Raw genomic sequence first — 18,042 nt, 5'->3', positions numbered from 1 at the left:
CCGGTGCGGGGGCGCGTTCATCGCCCGGCGGGCACGGTCTCCGCGCCGCTGGGCAGAGCTCGTTCCTCTGCGTCGGCCAGCCAGAGGAAGACAGGCGGCAGGCCGAGTTCGATGACCGCCAGGACGATCTGGAACCACTGCGGCCAGCCATGCACGGCGAGCGAAATCAGCCGGCCCACGCCACCCAGCAGAAAGACGCCGGCCAGCCACCGCACCGCCTGAGCCGGGACGGGCCGCTGCCGAGCGGCCCAGAGCCAGGCCAGCCCGTAGCCGACGAAGGCGGCCCCCATGAACCGGCCCCAGCTGTCGACCGTCGTGCCGGCGGAACCTGCGCCGGGGATCGCCGCATTGCCGAGTAGCACGTGAAACACACCGATCACCACGCAGGCCCAGCCCATCAGCTGGGTGAGTGCCCGAAGAGCCCTTGCCATGATCCCTCCCAACCCGCCTCGACCAAGCCTTAGTTGACATGTGTCTACTAGCTTGGATACGCCAGTAGGCACATGTCAAGTAACCTGCGTGCGTGCCTCGCCGCCAGCGACTCAGCCCCACCGATCGCCGCGCCCAACTCCTCGCCGTCGGAGCGCAGCTCTTCGCCGCACGCCCGTACGACGACGTGCTGATGGAGGAGGTCGCCAAAGAGGCCGGTATCTCCCGAGCCCTGCTCTACCGCCACTTCCCCAACAAGCACGCCCTCTTCGCGGCCGTCTACCGACAGGCGGCGGACCAGCTGCTCGCCGACACCCGGCTCGATCCCGCCGACTCCCTGGTGGAGCAGCTCATCCAGGGTATGGACGTCCATCTCGACTACTTCACGGCCAACCGCAACGCCGTCCTCGCCGCGAACCGGGTTCTCGCGGGCGACCCGGTGGTTCAGTCGATCATGACGAACGAGCTGGACGCACTCCGTACGCGGCTGCTGGCCGTACTCCCCCTGGCGGACGACAGCGCCCGCGAGGCCGTGTCCGCCGTCCTGAAGAGCTGGCTGGTCTTCGTCCAGGTCCTCTGCGTCGACTGGCTCACCCACGAGACCTGCACCCGCACCCAGCTCCGCGACACCTGCATCGGCGCGCTGCTCGGCGCCCTCCGGCCCTTGCTCCCCGACGCCCCCACCCTCGAGTGACCGTGTCCGATTCCTTCAAGACCAAGCGGCCGGACCCCGCCTACGGTGCTCCCATGACTCCACAATTCGCCGTGATCGGCGTGGTGGCCTCCGATCTGGCCGCCTCGCTCGCTTTCTACCGTCGCCTCGGGCTGGTCTTCCCGGAGGGAGCCGAGGAGCAACCGCATGTCGAGGCCGCCTTGCCCGGTGGGCTGGTGCTTGCGCTGGACACCGAGGAGACCGTTCGGTCGTTCCACGACGGGTGGCGGCCGCCTGTGGGCGGGGGGCGGGTCTCGCTCGCCTTTCGGTGCGGCTCGCCGGCCGAGGTCGACGCCGTGTACGAGGATCTGGTGGGCGCCGGGTACCACGGGGAGCTGAAGCCGTGGGACGCCTTCTGGGGGCAGCGGTACGCCACCGTGCACGATCCCGACGGCAACGGCGTCGACCTGTTTGCGCCGCTGGCTAGCCGCTGATCAGTTCGCCGAGCGTCAGCCCCGCCAACTCCTTTACGTCACGGGCGAGGTGGGGCTGGTCCGCGTATCCCGCGCGGGCCGCCGTCTCGGCGTAGGGGACTCCGGAGCGGGCCAGGGCCAGGGCGCGTTGCAGGCGCAGGATGCGGGCCAGGGTCTTGGGGCCGTAGCCGAACGCGGTCAGGCAGCGGCGGTGCAGCTGGCGTGTTCCGAGGCCGAGTTCGGCGGCCGTCGCCGCGACCGGACGGCCCTCGTCCAGGCACTCCACCAGACGGTGGAGGAGCGGGTCAGGGGATGCGGCCGATTGTGCGGCCAGGTCCAGGGCCATGTCCTCCAGGGCCGTCGCCGGGGCACGGGACGCCTCGACGCGGGCGCGCAGCCGTCGTACCCGGGCGGCCGGCCACAGGTCCGTCAACCCGACGCGGGCATCGCGCAGTTCGTGTGCCGGTACGCCGAGGAGGGTGGGTGCGGTGCCGGGGTAGAAACGGATGCCGGCCCAGGCGCGGGGCGGGCCCCCGGGGACGTACGGGCCGGTGTCCGGCCCCGCGACCAGCAGGCGGCCCTCGGTGTACAGCAGGTCCATGCAGCCGTCGGGCAGTACCGGGCGGACATCCTCCAGGTCCTCCGGGGTGCGGTGCCACACCACCGCGCCGGTCAGCCGGGACGGGCGTTCCTCGTACACGTACGCCACGCTACGCCGCCCGCGTGCGGTGCTCCTGCGGGCTGACCCCGTACGCCCGTTTGAACGCGCTGGAGAGGGCGAAGGCGCTGCCGTAGCCGACCCGGCGGGCGATGGCGGCGAGGGTGTCCTCGGTGTCGCGGAGCCGGTCGGCGGCCAGGGCGAGGCGCCAGGCGGTGAGGTAGGCCATCGGGGGTTCGCCGACCAGTTCGGTGAAGCGGCGGGCCAGGGCGGCGCGGGACACTCCGGCCTTGGCGGCGAGCGCGGCCACCGTCCAGGGGTGGGCCGGGTCGTCCTGGATCAGCCGCAGGGCGCGGCCCACGACCGGGTCGCCGAGGGCCAGGTACCAGGCGGGTGCGGCCGCCTCGGGGCGGGAGAACCAGGCCCGCAGCGCACTGATGACCAGCAGGTCCAGCAGCCGGTCCAGGACCACCTCCTGGCCGGGCGCGTCGCGGACGACCTCCTCCATGAGCAGCGGGGTGAGCGGGCACTGCCACACCTCGGCCGGCAGGGTCAGCAGCGGGGGCAGGGCGTCCAGCAGGCGGCCGCTGATCTCGCCCTGCATCAGATAGGTGCCGATCAGCATCACGGTCGGGGCGTCCGGGCGGTCGCCCCAGGTGCGCACGCCGAGGTCCATGGAGCCGTTCAGCGAGGTGCCGTCGGGACAGCGGCACTCGGCGCCGGGCAGGATCAGCGCCTGCGGGGCCGTGTCGGGGGTGTCGCCGCAGGTGTACGGGGCGGGGCCGCACGCGATCGCCAGGTCGCCGGGGCGCAGCCGGACCTGCTCGCCGTCGCCGTCGGGGGTGATCCAGGCCTCGCCGCGCGCCATCAGCATCACCGTCAGCGGGGCCCGGTCCTCCACGCGCACCGCCCACGGCGGCTCGAAGCACGCGCGGATCATGAAGGCGCCACGCGCGCGTGGGCCGTCCAGCAGGCCTGCGAGTGCGTCCATGGGCTCAGCGTAGACGCGCGCGTATGGGAGTGAGCCGATCGGCGATGGTCCCTTGTCCGGAGCGGCAGTTGACTGGCGGACATGACGCAGAACACGAGCACGACGGACGGGATGACGGTGGTGGTGACCGGCGCGTCCGGTCGTACGGGCGGGCGGGTCGCCGAGGCGGCGCGGGCGGCCGGGATGACGGTCCGGGCGGCCTCGCGCGCTCGGGGCTTCGACTGGTACGACCGGTCGACCTGGGCGCACGTGCTGCGCGGCGCCGACGCGGCCTACCTGGTGTATCCCTCGGACGTGGGGGCGCCGGAGGCGGCGGACACGGTCGGGAACCTGGCCCGCGAGGCGGGCGTTCTGGGGGTACGGCGGCTGGTGCTGCTGTCGGGGCGGGGGGAGGATCAGGCACGGCCCACCGAGGAGGCGCTGAGGGCGTCGGGGGCGGACTGGACGATCGTACGAGCCGCGTGGTTCACGCAGAACTTCAGCGAGGGCCCGCTGGTGGCGGAGCTGCGGGAGTACGGGGAGCTGGTGTTCCCGGCGGGGGCGGTGCGGGAGCCGTTCATCGACGTGCGGGACATCGCGGACGTGGTGGTGGCGGCGCTCGCTGCGGGCGACCGGTACGTCGGGCAGGTGCTGGAGGTCTCCGGGCCACGGCTGCTGAGCTTCGGCGACGCGGTCGCGGAGATCGCTGCGGCGACGGGGCGCGAGCTGTCGTACCGGGCGGTGCCGGTGCGGGAGTACGGCGAGCGGCTGGCCGGGTTCGGGGTGCCGCCCGAGGAGGCGGACTTCCTGATGGACGTCTTCGCCACCCTGCTCGACGGCAGGAACGCGCACCTGTCGGACGGGGTACGGCAGGTGCTGGGGCGTGAGCCGCGGGACTTCGGTGACGTCGTGCGGGAGGCTGCGGCGGCGGGCGCGTGGCAGGCGTGACACGCGTGGCGTCCGGAGCGCGGGCGCCGGACCACACGCGCCGAACTGCCGGTCCGCCGGTCACTTCCCGTGCGGCTGCGTGTCCCCGCTCGCCCCGTTCACCCCATGGGCCTTGTGCGCGTGGTGGTGGGGGTTCTTCGCGTGGGTGCGCAGGCGGGCCGTGACGTCCTCCGGGGGGAGGAAGCGGGACCAGCGCTCCGGGAACTCGGACGGCATGTCCGGGTCTTCCGGGTCGGCCTCGCGGGCGGCGGCGACGCGGGCGACGTACTCGACGACCTCCGCCTCGCGCAGCCGCTCGTTGGCGGCGCGGGCGGCGGCCGTGGCGGCGGCCGGCCAGACCCGGTCGATGGCGGCGTTCACGGCGGCGCCGACGAGCACGGCGAAGGCCGACACGCCGATCCAGAGGAGGACGGCGACGGAGGCGGCGAGGGAGCCGTAGATGGTGGCGCCCTCGATGGTGTTGGTGAGGTAGATGCGCAGGAGGAAGCTGCCCAGGACCCACATGGCCAGGGCGACCAGGGCGCCGGGGACGTCCTCGATCCAGGGGGAGCGGACGGGCACGGACACGTGGTACAGGGTCGTCAGGAAGACGATGGACAGGACGATGACGACCGGCCAGTACAGGACCTGGACGACCGTCTCCGACCAGGGCACGATCCGCACCACCGCGTCCGGTCCGGCCACCATCAGCGGCAGCGCGACCGAACCGATCAGCAGGGCCACGATGAACAGCAGGAAGGACATCATCCGGGTCTTGACGATGCCGCGGACGCCGTCGAGGCCGTACATGACGGTAATCGTGTCGATGAAGACGTTCACCGCACGGGAGCCCGACCACAGGGCGAACAGGAAGCCGATGGAGATGACGTCCGGCCGGCCGCCCTTCATCACGTCGTGCAGGATCGGCTCGGCGATCTCCTTCACGCCCTTGTCCGACAGGACCGTGCGGGAGGCCTCCAGGATGTTGTTCTCCAGGCTCTGGATGGTGTCCGCGCCGGTCCAGGCGTCGACGTAGCCGAGGAGGCCGATGAGGCTCAGCAGCAGGGGCGGCACGGACAGCAGCGTGAAGAACGCCGCCTCGGCGGCCAGGCCCAGGATGCGGTACTCCATGCAGGAGTTGACGGTGTCCTTGAGCAGCAGCCAGGCGGTCCTGCGCTTGGAGACGTTCCGGTAGAGGGCTCGGGCCCGGTGGAGCCGGCCGGCGGGCCGCTCGGGGGTTTCACTTCCTGGCTGCACGACCTAACGGTATCCGCCGTACGGGACCGCCCTCACCTTCCGGGGCCGGGTCGCCGGGAGCGACGCGCCCGGGGGCGGTGCTGTGCGACTCTGGAAGCCGGTATCGGTGCGATCGCAGGTAGGTTCGCCATCATGGCAGGCAGCTCCACCCACACCGTGACGAACCAGCCGCCCCCGCTGGTGGGATACGACCTCTTCTCCGCCGACCGGGCCCTCGTGGAGGCGGTCGGGCGGCACGCCGCTCCGGATGTGCTGGAGGAGGTGCGCGACGAGCTGTCCGTGCTGGGCCGGGCCGCGGGTTCGGCGCAGGTGCAGGAGTGGGGGGTGCAGGCGAACGAGCACCCGCCGCGGCTGCGCACGCACGACCGCTACGGCCACCGGATCGACGAGGTCGACTTCCACCCGGCCTGGCACCGGCTGCTCGGCAAGGGCGTCGGGGCGGGGCTGACCGGCGCCTGGACGCGGCCTGCCGGGCATGTGCGCCGGGCGGCCGGCTTCCTGATCTGGACCCAGGTCGAGGCGGGCAACTGCTGCCCGCTGTCGATGACCCACGCGGCCGTGCCCGCGCTGCGGGCCGACCCTGCGCTTGCGGCCGAGTGGGAGCCGCGGCTGACGTCCACGGTCTACGACCGTGAGCTGCGGCCCGCCACGCGGAAGCCCGGCGCCCTGTTCGGCATGGCCATGACCGAGAAGCAGGGCGGCAGCGACGTACGGGCGAACACGACCGGGGCCCGGCCGCTCGCCGAGGCCGGGACGTACACGCTGACCGGGCACAAGTGGTTCTGCTCGGCGCCGATGTCGGACGGCTTCCTGGTCCTGGCCCAGGCTCCCGGCGGGCTCACCTGCTTCCTCGTCCCGCGCGTCCTCGCCGACGGCACCCGCAACGTGTTCCTGATCCAGCGGCTCAAGGACAAGCTGGGCAACCGGTCCAACGCCTCCGCCGAGGTCGAGTTCCAGGGGACGTGGGCGCAGCGGGTCGGCGAGGAGGGGCGCGGGGTGCGCACCATCATCGAGATGGTCGCCGCGACCCGGCTGGACTGCGCGCTCGGCTCGGCGGGCCTGATGCGGCAGGCGGTGGCGCAGGCCGTCCACCACTGCACGTACCGGGAGGCGTTCGGCGGCAAGCTGGTCGACAAGCCGCTGATGCGCAACGTGCTGGCCGACCTCGCGCTGGAGTCCGAGGCCGCGACCGCGCTGGCCCTCAGGCTGGCGGCCGCCTACGACGACGGGGGCGAGCAGGAGCGCGCCTTCCTGCGGCTCGCGGTGCCGGCGGCCAAGTACTGGATCGCCAAGCGGTGCGCGCCGGTGGCGGTGGAGGCCGCCGAGTGCCTGGGCGGCAACGGGTACGTCGAGGAGTCGGGGCTGCCCCGGCTGGTGCGGGAGTCGCCGCTGAACTCCATCTGGGAGGGCGCCGGAAACGTGCAGGCGCTGGACGTGCTGCGGGCGCTGCAGCGCGAGCCGGGCGCGCTGGACGCCTGCCTCACCGAGATCGGACGGGCGCACGGCGCCGACCACCGGCTGGACCGGGCGGTGAAGGACCTGTTCACCAAACTCGCCGACCTGGACGGCATCGAGGGCCGGGCCCGGCGGCTGGTGGAGCGTCTCGCACTGGTGCTCCAGGGCTCCCTCCTGGTGCGACACGCACCCCCGGAGGTCGCCGACGCCTTCTGCGCCTCCCGCCTCGGCGGCGACCGGGGCGCGTCCTTCGGCACACTGCCGACGGGACTGGATCTGGCGAGGGTGGTGGACCGGGCACGACCCGTGCCTTAGGGCCAGGCAGGCCCTAAGACCGACCACAACTGGCACCCTGTCCCGTACGGCCGATCCCCCGGCGGGAATGGTGCTGCGCCGACACGGCACCATCCCCGCCTCATGGGCCCTTGGAGGCCTGCAACACCGCCCGCAGGCGGCGCCGTGGTCAAGTCTCAGCCACGCTCGTGCCCTTCACCAGGGTTGCAGGGGGTTGCAACTTGTTGGTGACTGTGCGCGGACCGTGTGCCTCCGGCATGGGCCGAGCGGCAGTATGGGGGAAAGAGCCGGACCGGAAACCGCCGCCCGGACGGCTTGACAAGTGTGTTCGACGCCCTTTCCGGGAGGACCCCAGTGGTGAACCCGCCGATGAACGTGGCGCGCCTGGCCGCCGTGAACGCGGCGCAGGCGGCGCGGGTGCTGAGCGAGCTGCGCGAGGCGACGCTCGCCGGACAACGTGCGCGGATCGCGCCCCGGCCGGTGATCGAGCAGTCCTGGGGACGGATGCTGCGCAGCGGCGTCGACCCCGACCACGACTTCAGGTCCAGTCTGCTGCCCGCCGACGAAGTGCGCCGCAGACGTGAGGAGTCGCGGCTCAGACACGTCCTGCCGGTGCTGCGCCAGGGGCTGCTTTCGGTCGCGGACGTCGCCCAGCACATCATGGTGGTGGCGGATGCCGAGGGGCGCGTGCTGTGGCGTGAGGGATCCCCGTCGGTGCTGCGCAAGGCGGACGGGCTCGGCTTCGAACTCGGCGCGGACTGGCGGGAAGACGTCGTCGGAACCAACGGCGTGGGCACCCCGGCGGTCGTACGGCGGCCCGTGCAGGTCTTCGCCGCCGAGCACTTCGTCCGCTCGCACGCCTCCTGGACCTGCACGGGCGCCCCGATCACCGACCCCAGGGACGGCCGGCTCATCGGGGTGGTGGACGTGAGCGGCCCGCTGGAGACCATGCATCCGGCGACCCTCGCCTGGGTGGACTCGGTGGCCAAGCTCGCCGAGGCCCGGCTGCGGGAGCTGCACGCGGCCTCGCTGGAGCGGCTGCGTACGGTGGCCGCGCCGGTGCTGGCCCGACTGGAGGGGCGAGCCCTGGTGGTGGACCGGGACGGCTGGGCGGCGGCCGTGACCGGGATGCCGTACGTGCGCCGGCTGGCCCTGCCGAAGTCCCTGGCGCCGGGCCACCGGTGGGTGCCCGCACTCGGCACCTGCGCGGTGGAGCCGCTGGCCGGGGGCTGGCTGCTGCGGGTGGCCGACGAGCCGGCGGCGGCCGCCGCCGGCCGGATCGTGCTGGATCTGAGCCGGGCCGGCCGCACCTCGGTGACCGTGGCCGGCGCGAGCGGCTCCTGGTCCCGCGAACTCAGCCCCCGGCACGCCGAGTTGCTCTACCTGCTGGCCGAACACCGCGCCGGGCGCGGCGCGGCGGAGCTCGCCGACGATCTGTTCGGCGATCCTTCCAGAACGGTGACCGTGAGAGCGGAGATGTCCAGAATCCGCCGATATCTTGGCGACCTTCTGCAGCACCGGCCGTATCGGTTCTGCGAGGGTGCCGAGGTCGAGGTGCTCCTGCCCGACGACCCCCGCGAGCTGCTGCCCCAGTCGACGGCACCGGCGGTGGCGCGGCTCAGGACGGCGACGGGGGCGGGCTGAACCCCGTGTGCGCCCTCCGAGCGGTGTCTTCCGCATATTTGCGGGTCTTGGCCCGGCGACGCCCGTTACTGCCGTAGCATCCCATTGGGCCTCCCCACCTGCTCCTCGGTCAACGCACGGACCACCAGGCGCAGTTGGCCCGCCCTTGGGAGGAGAGATGAAGCATCGCGGCAGACACCGCAGGCGCAGACGGGGCGCAGCCCTGCGCGCGGTCCTCGCCGGGACCGCGCTGGCGCTCACCGCGGCCGCCACGCTGATCAGCGCCTCACAGGCCACGGTCGCCGAGAACCCGGGCGCGCTCAAGCCGTTGACCTCCCGGGCGGACACCGGCCCGTTGCGGCTCCAGGAGCACCTGGTGCCCGCCGGCACGCTGAACCGGCTCGCCGCGTCCATGGGCCGCCCGGTCGGCGTGGACGCCGTACTGCAGAGCGCCGACCGTACGCTGCACGAGGGCGCCGACTGCACCTCCGAGGACCGCGCCTCCCTGCCGGTCTCCCCCGCCGCGACCCGCGCCTACTGCTGGGACCCGGCCGATGCCGCGGGCACCGCCTGGCAGCCGGCCTCCGTGACCACCTCCGGGGACGCCGACGAGGACGGCGTCTGGGGCACCCACCGGGTGATCCTCACCGGCTGGACCCACAGCACCACCGCCGGGGACACCGCCGAGCGGGGCCTGGCCAGGATCGCCCTCGTCGACGCCGACGACCCCGACCACCCCGTCTACCGCTGGGTGCTCCTCGTGGTGCCGGTCGACGGCGGCCGCGACTACCGCGGCCTGACCTCCTCCGTCTCCGGCATGGTGTGGCACCAGGACAAGCTGCTGGTCACCACCACGACCGGCAGCGCCGACGCGCTCTACGTCTACGACCTCGACCGCATCCAGCGCACCACGGTGGACGCGCCCGCGATCGGCCGGGTGCCCGGCGGCTGGTCCGCCGACGGCTTCGGGTACGTGATGCCGGCCGTCGGCTCGTACCGCTTCACCGCCGGCCGCTGTACGGCCTCGGGCCCGCCCTGCCCCGCCGCCCTCTCCTTGGACCGCGGCACGGCGCCCGACAGCCTGGTCGCCGGCGAGTGGACCGCCCCCGGCAGCGACCGGCCCGCCCGGCTGTGGCGGTACGCGTTCAGCACGGATCCCACGCGCGGCGGTTTGCTGGCCGCCGACGCCACCGGCCGGGTGGACGCGGTCGAGGCCTATCGGACCAAGGCGTCCGGGATCCGGGGTGTGCTGGCGTACCCGCAGGCCGGGGCCGGCGGCCCGTCCTGGTATGTGGGACACCTGTCCGGCTCCGGGGACGGCCACGGCGGCCTGTGGCGGCAGGACACCGAGGGCGCGCAGGCGGCGCGCTGCGGCTCGGACGCCTCCCATCGCTGCTGGGCCCGGTCCGCGGGCTCCCTCTCCTACTGGCAGGAGACGGGCGAGGTGTGGTCCGTGTCGGACCGGATGCTGTTCGCGGTGCCGCTGGCGGTGCTCGACCGGTCGGTGGGCTGAGCCGGGGTGACCCGGTCGATCGACAGACCCGCGGGCGGGATGGTTCCCTGGCTCGCATGAGCAGCGTCCCTGTCACCACCTGGTCCCTGGAACAGACCTCGCCGGCCGACCTTCTGCCGGCCGCCGCCCCCGAGGGCGGCGTCCGGATCGTGCGCGCCGAGGTCCCCTCCCCGGAGTTCAGCCGCTTCCTGTACGCCTCGGTCGGCGGCGACATCCTCTGGACGGACCGCCTCGGCTGGACCTACGCCCAGTGGCAGGAGCACGTGGACCGTCGCGGTGTGGAGACCTGGGTGGCCTACGACCGCGGCACACCCGCCGGGTACGTCGAGCTGGATCCGCAGGACGCCGGTGTGGTCGAGATCGTCTACTTCGGTCTGATCCCCGCCTTCCGCGGCCGCGGCATCGGCGGCCACCTGCTGGCGTACGGCGCGGCCCGCGCCTGGGACCTGGCCGAGCGCTGGCCCGAGCGGACGCCGACGAAGCGGGTGTGGCTGCACACGTGCAGCAAGGACGGCGAGTTCGCGATGGACAACTACCTGCGCCGGGGCTTCAAGCTGTTCGACACGAAGGTCGAGGAGGAGGCCGAGGTGCCCGCGCCCGGTCCCTGGCCCGGGGCCTACCCGGCCTGACCTGCCGGGACAAGCCGTCCCGCACCGCATGTGACCGATGACACCCTTGTTCCACACTTCGGGACAAGGGTGTCCGCATGATGGACGAAGCTGGACTGTGTCCAGATCTCCGTGACACGCTTCCGCCATGTCTGGAACTGGAATTGCCTTGGTGAGTCGGCGGCACGTCGACCTCGGCCGCATGTCCAGCGCCATCTGTCCGGCGAGCTGACCGCCCCAGCACCGCCGATCTCCCCGTACACCTGATTCCTGCCGCGCAATGACGCGCACGCCTGCTCACGTGCGCGTATACGCAGGTCAGAGCCTCCCGCCCGCCACCCGACCGCCACCCCTCATCGACGGCGCTGCGCGCCGACCCTATCGATTGCTGTCCGAAGGACGTACAACCATGGCCGCCACCCCGCAGAACCCCGCCGCGTCCGCGCCCCGCCGCAAGGTGAGCCGTCACCGCGGTGAGGGACAGTGGGCCGCGGGTCACTTCACCCCGCTCAACGGCAATGAACAGTTCAAGAAGGACGATGACGGTCTCAATGTGCGGACACGCATTGAGACGATCTACTCCAAGCGCGGCTTCGACTCCATCGACCCCAACGACCTGCGCGGGCGGATGCGCTGGTGGGGGCTCTACACCCAGCGCAAGCCCGGGATCGACGGCGGCAAGACCGCGATCCTGGAGCCGGAGGAGCTGGACGACGAGTACTTCATGCTGCGGGTGCGGATCGACGGCGGGCGGCTGTCGACGCAGCAGCTGCGGGTGATCGGCGAGATCTCGCAGGAGTTCGCGCGCGGCACCGCCGACATCACCGACCGGCAGAACGTGCAGTTCCACTGGATCCGGATCGAGGACGTGCCGGAGATCTGGGACCGGCTCGAGGCGGTCGGCCTGTCCACCACCGAGGCCTGCGGCGACACGCCCCGGGTGATCCTCGGCTCCCCGGTCGCCGGCATCGCCGCGGACGAGATCATCGACGGCACCCCGGCCGTCGAGGAGATCCACCGCCGGATCGTCGGCAATAAGGCGTTCTCGAACCTGCCCCGCAAGTTCAAGTCCGCGGTCTCCGGCTCGCCGCTGCTGGACGTGGCGCACGAGATCAACGACATCGCGTTCGTCGGCGTCGACCACCCCGAGCACGGCCCCGGCTTCGACCTGTGGGTCGGCGGCGGCCTGTCCACCAACCCGAAGATCGGCGTACGGCTCGGCGCCTGGGTGCCGCTGGACGAGGTCCCGGACGTCTACGAGGGCGTCATCTCGATCTTCCGCGACTACGGCTACCGGCGCCTGCGTACGAGGGCCCGCCTGAAGTTCCTGGTCGCCGACTGGGGCGCGGAGAAGTTCCGTCAGGTGCTGGAGGACGAGTACCTCAAGCGCAAGCTGGTCGACGGCCCGGCGCCCGCGCAGCCGGTGCAGCGCTGGCGCGACCACGTCGGTGTGCACCCGCAGCAGGACGGCCGGTTCTACGTCGGTTTCGCGCCGCGCGTCGGCCGGGTCGACGGCACGCTGCTGACCAAGATCGCCGATCTCGCCGAGGCACATGGCTCGGGCCGGGTCCGCACCACCGTCGAGCAGAAGATGATCGTGCTCGACGTCGAGGAGGCGCAGGTCGAGTCCCTGGTGGCCGGCCTGGAGGCGCTGGACCTGGCCGTCAGCCCGTCCCCGTTCCGGCGCGGCACCATGGCCTGCACCGGCATCGAGTTCTGCAAGCTCGCCATCGTGGAGACCAAGGCACGCGGCATCTCGCTGATCGACGAGCTGGAGCGCCGCATCCCGGACTTCGACGAGCCGATCACCATCAACATCAACGGCTGCCCGAACGCCTGCGCCCGTATCCAGGTGGCGGACATCGGTCTCAAGGGCCAGCTCGTCCTCGACGACAACGGCGAGCAGGTCGAGGGCTTCCAGGTGCACCTCGGCGGCGCGCTGGGCCTGGAGGCGGGCTTCGGCCGCAAGGTCCGCGGTCTGAAGGTCACCTCGGAGGAGCTGCCCGACTACGTCGAGCGCGTCCTGAAGCGCTACCAGGCGGAGCGCGAGGACGGCGAGCGGTTCGCCACCTGGGCTGCGCGCGCTTCGGAAGAGGCTCTGTCATGAGCGAGCGGGCCGCACCTTTCTACTGCCCCTACTGCGGTGACGAGGACCTGCGTCCCAGTGAGCAGGGCCATGGCGCCTGGGAATGCGGGGCGTGCAACCGCGCATTCCAGCTGAAATTCCTCGGGCTGCTCACCCGGGGTCTTCAGCGAGCCGACAACGGAGGGGATGACCGGATATGACGACGGCTCAGGAAGAGCGTACGAGCGAGGAGTTGAAGCAGCTTGCCGAGCAGGCGGGCCGTGACCTGGAGGACGCCTCCGCCCTGGAGATCCTGCAGTGGGCGGTGGACACCTTCGGCAGGCAGTTCTGCGTCACGTCCTCCATGGAGGACGCGGTGGTCGCCCACCTGGCCTCGCGTGTGCTGAAGGGCGTGGACGTCGTCTTCCTCGACACCGGCTACCACTTCCCGGAGACGATCGGCACCCGGGACGCCGTCGAGGCCGTGATGGACGTCAACGTCATCACCCTCACGCCGCGTCAGACGGTCGCCGAGCAGGACGCCCAGTACGGCCCGAAGCTGCACGACCGCGACCCCGACCTGTGCTGCAAGCTCCGCAAGGTCCAGCCCCTCGAAGAGGGCCTGAAGGGCTACCGGGCGTGGGCGACCGGCCTGCGCCGCGACGAGTCCCCGACCCGGGCGAACACCCCGGTGGTCGGCTGGGACGAGAAGCGGCAGAAGGTCAAGATCTCCCCGATCGCCCGCTGGACCCAGGACGACGTGGACGCCTACGTCGCCGAACACGGCGTCCTGACCAACCCGCTGCTGATGGACGGCTACACCTCCGTCGGCTGCGCCCCGTGCACCCGCAGGGTCCTGGAGGGCGAGGACGCGCGCGCGGGCCGCTGGGCGGGCCGGGCCAAGACCGAGTGCGGACTGCACGGATGACGAACGACCACATTCAGGAGAACGACGTGACGACCGGAGCCACCGTCTGGCTCACGGGTCTGCCGAGCGCCGGCAAGACCACCATCGCGTACGAGCTGGCCGGCCGGCTGCGGGCCGCGGGCCGGCGCGTCGAGGTGCTCGACGGCGACGAGATCCGCGAGTTCATCTCGGCCGGCCTCGGCTTCAGCCGCGAGGACCGGCACACCAATGTGCAGCGTATCGGCTTCGTCGCCGAACTGCTGGCCCGCAACGGCGTCACGGCGCTCGTCCCGGTGATCGCGCCCTACGCGGACAGCCGGGACGCGGTGCGCAAGCGCCACCAGGAGAACAACACGGCGTACGTCGAGGTGCACGTGGCCACCCCGGTCGAGGTGTGCTCCGTACGCGATGTGAAGGGCCTGTACGCCAAGCAGGCCGCGGGCGAGCTCACGGGGCTGACCGGGGTCGACGATCCGTACGAGGAGCCCGAGTCGCCCGATCTGCGGATCGAGTCCCAGAACCAGACGGTGCAGGAGTCCGCGGCGTCGGTGCACGCCGTGCTCAGCGAAAGGGGACTGGCATGACGACCGTCGCTTCCGTGAAGGAAGACCATGAGGGCACGTCCCGCCCGTACGCCCTCTCGCACCTGGACGCGCTGGAGTCCGAGGCGGTGCACATCTTCCGCGAGGTGGCGGGCGAGTTCGAGAACCCGGTGATCCTGTTCTCCGGCGGCAAGGACTCCATCGTCATGCTGCACCTGGCGCTGAAGGCGTTCGCGCCGGCGTCGGTTCCCTTCTCGCTGCTGCACGTCGACACCGGCCACAACTTCCCCGAGGTCATCGAGTACCGCGACCGCACGGTCGACAAGCACGGCCTGCGGCTGCACGTCGCGTCCGTACAGGACTACATCGACCGCGGTGTGCTGAAGGAACGTCCCGACGGGACCCGTAACCCGCTGCAGACGCTGCCGCTGACGGAGAAGATCCAGAGCGAGAAGTTCGACGCGGTGTTCGGCGGCGGCCGCCGTGACGAGGAGAAGGCCCGCGCCAAGGAGCGGGTGTTCTCGCTGCGGGACGAGTTCTCGCAGTGGGACCCGCGCCGGCAGCGACCGGAGCTGTGGAACCTGTACAACGGCCGGCACGCCCCGGGCGAGCACGTGCGGGTGTTCCCGCTCAGCAACTGGACCGAGCTGGACGTCTGGCAGTACATCGCCCGCGAGGGCATCGAGCTGCCGGAGATCTACTTCGCGCACGAGCGCGAGGTGTTCCAGCGGGCCGGCATGTGGCTGACGGCCGGCGAGTGGGGCGGTCCGAAGGAGACCGAGACCGTCGTCAAGCGCCTGGTCCGCTACCGGACCGTCGGTGACATGTCCTGCACGGGCGCCGTCGACTCCGACGCGACCACGCTGGACGCCGTCATCGCCGAGATCGCCGCCTCCCGGCTCACCGAGCGCGGCGCCACCCGCGCCGACGACAAGCTCTCCGAGGCCGCGATGGAAGACCGCAAGCGCGAGGGGTACTTCTAAGCATGAGCACGACCACCACCGAGGCGCTCTCGGCCACCACCCTGCTGCGGTTCGCCACCGCCGGCTCCGTCGACGACGGCAAGTCCACCCTCGTCGGACGGCTGCTGCACGACTCCAAGTCGGTCCTCGTCGACCAGCTGGAGGCCGTGGAGCGCGCGTCCGCGAGCCGCGGCCAGGACGCCCCGGACCTCGCGCTGCTCACCGACGGCCTGCGCGCCGAGCGCGAGCAGGGCATCACGATCGACGTGGCCTACCGCTACTTCGCCACGCCCCGCCGCCGGTTCATCCTCGCCGACACGCCCGGCCATGTGCAGTACACCCGCAACATGGTGACGGGTGCCTCCACGGCCGAGCTGACCGTGATCCTGGTCGACGCCCGCAACGGCGTGGTCGAGCAGACCCGCCGGCACGCGGCGATCGCCGCGCTGCTGCGCGTGCCGCACGTGGTCCTCGCCGTCAACAAGATGGACCTCGTCGACTACCAGGAGCCCGTGTTCGCCGCGATCGCCAAGGAGTTCACGGCGTACGCGACCGAGCTGGGCGTCCCCGAGGTCACTGCGATCCCGATCTCGGCGCTCGCCGGTGACAACGTGGTGGAGCCGTCCGCGCACATGGACTGGTACGGCGGCCCGACCGTCCTGGAGCACCTGGAGACCGTCCCGGTCAGCCACGACCTGGCGCACTGCCACGCGCGGCTGCCCGTGCAGTACGTGATCCGGCCGCAGACCTCCGAGCACCCGGACTACCGGGGCTACGCGGGCCAGATCGCGGCCGGTACGTTCCGGGTCGGCGACCGGGTGACGATCCTGCCGTCCGGCCGTACGACGACGATCTCCGGCATCGACCTGCTCGGCGAGCCGGTCGGCGTGGCCTGGACGACCCAGTCGGTGACCGTCCTGCTCGCGGACGACATCGACGTCTCGCGCGGCGACCTGATCGTGCCGACCAAGGACGCGCCGGCCACCACGCAGGACGTGGAGGCGACCGTCTGCCACGTCGCCGACCAGCCGCTGACCGTCGGTCACCGGGTGCTGCTCAAGCACGGCACCCGCACGGTCAAGGCGATCGTCAAGGACATCCCGTCCCGTCTCACGCTGGACGACCTGTCCCTGCACCCGCACCCGGGACAGCTCGTCGCCAACGACATCGGCCGCGTGAAGATCCGCACCGCCGAGCCGCTGCCGGTCGACTCCTACGCCGACTCGCGCCGCACGGGCTCCTTCATCCTGATCGACCCGAACGACGGCACCACGCTCACCGCGGGCATGGTCGGCGAGTCGTTCGCGTCCCCGGAGCCGGTCAAGGACGAGGCCGCGGACGACGGGTGGGACTTCTGACCTATGAACTCGACGGACTATTACTCGACGTTCGCTAAGGAGGGCGGCCGCGTCGGCAGCGGCGCCCTTGGCAGCGGGCAGGGTGGAGTGGCGCGATGTGTGTGCTGACGTACGCGCACTGCTTGCGCGCCCTCACCCCCCACCGCCTACGTAAGCGAAGACCTGCCGACCTCCCGGCCACGACCTGAGAGATCGTGACCGCCGGGCCTCCGAGAGGAACTCCCGTGCCTGCAACGACCACCTTCCGCCGCAGCCTCGCGGTGATAGCCGCGCTTCCCCTCCTGACCCTCGCCGCCTGCAGCTACGGATCCCAGGCCGACAAGGACAACACCGCCCGGGTCGCCGCCGGCGCCAAGAAGATCGACGGTCTCGACTCCGTGAAGATCGGCTACTTCGGCAACCTGACCCATGGCACGGCCCTCGTGGGTGTGAACAAGGGCTACTTCCAGAAGGAGCTGGGCGCCACCAAGGCCAAGTACGCCACGTTCAATGCCGGCCCGTCCGAGATCGAGGCGCTCAACTCCGGCTCCATTGACATCGGCTGGATCGGCCCGTCCCCGGCGATCAACGGATACACCGCTTCCCTGGGCAAGAACCTGCGCATCATCGGCGGTTCGGCCTCCGGTGGGGTGAAGCTCGTCGTGAATCCGGACAAGATCAAGTCTCTCAAGGACGTCAAGGGCAAGAGGATCGCCACTCCTCAGGCCGGCAACACGCAGGATGTCGCGTTCCTCAACTGGGTCGCCGACCAGGGTTGGAAGGTCGACGCGAAGAGCGGCAAGGGCGATGTGTCGGTCGTCCGCACCGACAACAAGGTGACCCCGGACGCCTACAAGTCCGGTTCCATCGACGGCGCCTGGGTTCCGGAACCGACCGCGTCCAAGCTGGTCGCCAAGGGTGCGAAGGTGCTGCTCGACGAGGCTGACCTGTGGCCGGACAAGAAGTTCGTGATCACGAACATCATCGTGCGGCAGGCCTTCCTCAAGGAACACCCGAAGGCCGTCGAGGCCGTGCTGAAGGCCGCGGTCGAGGCCAACAAGTGGATCAACGCCAACCCCGACGAGGCGAAGGCGGCGGCGAACAAGCAGCTGGAGAGCGACTCCGGCAAGGCTCTGCCCGCCGACGTCCTCGACCCGGCCTGGAGGTCCATCCGGTTCACTGACGACCCGCTGGCCGCGACCCTCAACACCGAGGCGCAGCACGCGGTCAAGGCAGGCCTGCTGCAGAACCCGAAGCTGGACGGCATCTATGACCTCACCCTCTTGAACAAGGTCCTCAAGGCCGAGGGCGAGAGCACGGTCGACGACGCCGGTCTCGGCGTCAAGTAAGCCCGGACTCCCGAGAGCTCC

General features: G+C 71.5%; 19 protein-coding genes. 15 read left to right on the top strand and 4 right to left on the bottom strand.

What is annotated here, in order from left to right; translation table 11 throughout:
• Positions 1 to 17 precede the first annotated feature (17 nt).
• Positions 18 to 431, bottom strand: a complete 414-nt coding sequence (locus tag ACZ5DS_RS06425; RefSeq protein WP_468234657.1) for a DUF4345 domain-containing protein — start codon at positions 429 to 431, stop codon at positions 18 to 20.
• A 92-nt stretch (positions 432 to 523) separates the two neighbouring features.
• Here ACZ5DS_RS06425 and ACZ5DS_RS06420 point away from each other — a divergent pair, with 92 nt between their 5' ends.
• Together ACZ5DS_RS06420 and ACZ5DS_RS06415 are read left to right on the top strand one after the other, a co-directional pair.
• Positions 524 to 1,123, top strand: coding sequence for a TetR/AcrR family transcriptional regulator (locus ACZ5DS_RS06420; protein WP_468234655.1), 600 nt, complete (start codon positions 524 to 526; stop codon positions 1,121 to 1,123).
• 53 nt (positions 1,124 to 1,176) lie between these two features.
• Positions 1,177 to 1,575, top strand: coding sequence for a VOC family protein (locus ACZ5DS_RS06415; RefSeq protein WP_468234653.1), 399 nt, complete (start codon positions 1,177 to 1,179; stop codon positions 1,573 to 1,575).
• Here ACZ5DS_RS06415 and ACZ5DS_RS06410 read toward each other — a convergent pair.
• Positions 1,565 to 2,254, bottom strand: coding sequence for a helix-turn-helix domain-containing protein (locus tag ACZ5DS_RS06410; protein ID WP_468234651.1), 690 nt, complete (start codon positions 2,252 to 2,254; stop codon positions 1,565 to 1,567). The genes ACZ5DS_RS06415 and ACZ5DS_RS06410 overlap by 11 nt on opposite strands.
• A gap of 10 nt (positions 2,255 to 2,264) precedes the next feature.
• Positions 2,265 to 3,203 carry an AraC family transcriptional regulator gene (locus ACZ5DS_RS06405; RefSeq protein ID WP_468234649.1) on the bottom strand — a complete coding sequence of 313 codons (939 nt, stop codon included), beginning with the start codon at positions 3,201 to 3,203 and terminating at the stop codon, positions 2,265 to 2,267.
• An 81-nt stretch (positions 3,204 to 3,284) separates the two neighbouring features.
• Between ACZ5DS_RS06405 and ACZ5DS_RS06400 the strand changes: the two genes are divergently transcribed.
• Positions 3,285 to 4,130: an NmrA family NAD(P)-binding protein gene (locus ACZ5DS_RS06400; protein ID WP_468234647.1), complete on the top strand. Its 846-nt coding sequence runs from the start codon at positions 3,285 to 3,287 to the stop codon at positions 4,128 to 4,130.
• A gap of 60 nt (positions 4,131 to 4,190) precedes the next feature.
• Here ACZ5DS_RS06400 and ACZ5DS_RS06395 read toward each other — a convergent pair whose 3' ends face one another.
• Complete coding sequence (locus tag ACZ5DS_RS06395) at positions 4,191 to 5,366, bottom strand: YihY/virulence factor BrkB family protein (RefSeq protein WP_468234645.1); 1,176 nt, start codon at positions 5,364 to 5,366, stop codon at positions 4,191 to 4,193.
• Positions 5,367 to 5,498: 132 nt separating this feature from the next.
• On the opposite strand from ACZ5DS_RS06395, the gene ACZ5DS_RS06390 reads away from it, so the two are divergent.
• From ACZ5DS_RS06390 to ACZ5DS_RS06335, 12 genes are all read left to right on the top strand, one after another.
• Positions 5,499 to 7,136: an acyl-CoA dehydrogenase family protein gene (locus tag ACZ5DS_RS06390; RefSeq protein WP_468234644.1), complete on the top strand. Its 1,638-nt coding sequence runs from the start codon at positions 5,499 to 5,501 to the stop codon at positions 7,134 to 7,136.
• 348 nt (positions 7,137 to 7,484) lie between these two features.
• Complete coding sequence (locus tag ACZ5DS_RS06385) at positions 7,485 to 8,759, top strand: helix-turn-helix domain-containing protein (protein WP_468234642.1); 1,275 nt, start codon at positions 7,485 to 7,487, stop codon at positions 8,757 to 8,759.
• A gap of 157 nt (positions 8,760 to 8,916) precedes the next feature.
• Positions 8,917 to 10,251: a hypothetical protein gene (locus ACZ5DS_RS06380; RefSeq protein ID WP_468234640.1), complete on the top strand. Its 1,335-nt coding sequence runs from the start codon at positions 8,917 to 8,919 to the stop codon at positions 10,249 to 10,251.
• Positions 10,252 to 10,307: 56 nt separating this feature from the next.
• Complete coding sequence (locus ACZ5DS_RS06375; RefSeq protein WP_468234639.1) at positions 10,308 to 10,880, top strand: GNAT family N-acetyltransferase; 573 nt, start codon at positions 10,308 to 10,310, stop codon at positions 10,878 to 10,880.
• Positions 10,881 to 11,007: 127 nt separating this feature from the next.
• Positions 11,008 to 11,091, top strand: a complete 84-nt coding sequence (locus ACZ5DS_RS06370; RefSeq protein WP_309486338.1) for a putative leader peptide — start codon at positions 11,008 to 11,010, stop codon at positions 11,089 to 11,091.
• A 177-nt stretch (positions 11,092 to 11,268) separates the two neighbouring features.
• Entirely contained in the window at positions 11,269 to 12,966 is a 1,698-nt protein-coding gene (locus ACZ5DS_RS06365) for a nitrite/sulfite reductase (protein WP_468234637.1), read from the top strand.
• Positions 12,963 to 13,145 carry a hypothetical protein gene (locus tag ACZ5DS_RS06360; RefSeq protein WP_403947199.1) on the top strand — a complete coding sequence of 61 codons (183 nt, stop codon included), beginning with the start codon at positions 12,963 to 12,965 and terminating at the stop codon, positions 13,143 to 13,145. The genes ACZ5DS_RS06365 and ACZ5DS_RS06360 overlap by 4 nt, the downstream gene beginning before the upstream one ends.
• Entirely contained in the window at positions 13,142 to 13,852 is a 711-nt protein-coding gene (locus ACZ5DS_RS06355; RefSeq protein WP_468234636.1) for a phosphoadenylyl-sulfate reductase, read from the top strand. Before ACZ5DS_RS06360 ends, ACZ5DS_RS06355 begins: the two co-directional genes overlap by 4 nt.
• A gap of 26 nt (positions 13,853 to 13,878) precedes the next feature.
• Positions 13,879 to 14,415, top strand: coding sequence for an adenylyl-sulfate kinase (gene cysC / locus ACZ5DS_RS06350; RefSeq protein ID WP_468234635.1), 537 nt, complete (start codon positions 13,879 to 13,881; stop codon positions 14,413 to 14,415).
• Positions 14,412 to 15,356 (top strand): sulfate adenylyltransferase subunit CysD, encoded by a 945-nt coding sequence (gene cysD / locus ACZ5DS_RS06345; RefSeq protein ID WP_468234633.1) that lies wholly within the window; start codon positions 14,412 to 14,414, stop codon positions 15,354 to 15,356. Before cysC ends, cysD begins: the two co-directional genes overlap by 4 nt.
• Positions 15,357 to 15,358: 2 nt before the next feature.
• Positions 15,359 to 16,693: a sulfate adenylyltransferase subunit 1 gene (locus ACZ5DS_RS06340; protein WP_468234631.1), complete on the top strand. Its 1,335-nt coding sequence runs from the start codon at positions 15,359 to 15,361 to the stop codon at positions 16,691 to 16,693.
• A 224-nt stretch (positions 16,694 to 16,917) separates the two neighbouring features.
• Positions 16,918 to 18,021, top strand: a complete 1,104-nt coding sequence (locus ACZ5DS_RS06335) for an aliphatic sulfonate ABC transporter substrate-binding protein (RefSeq protein ID WP_468234629.1) — start codon at positions 16,918 to 16,920, stop codon at positions 18,019 to 18,021.
• Positions 18,022 to 18,042 lie beyond the last annotated feature (21 nt).

This window comes from Streptomyces sp. NPDC031100, assembly GCF_055570785.1.
Note: the sequence above shows the minus strand (reverse complement) of the source record. Positions and strands in the feature narration are given on the sequence as shown.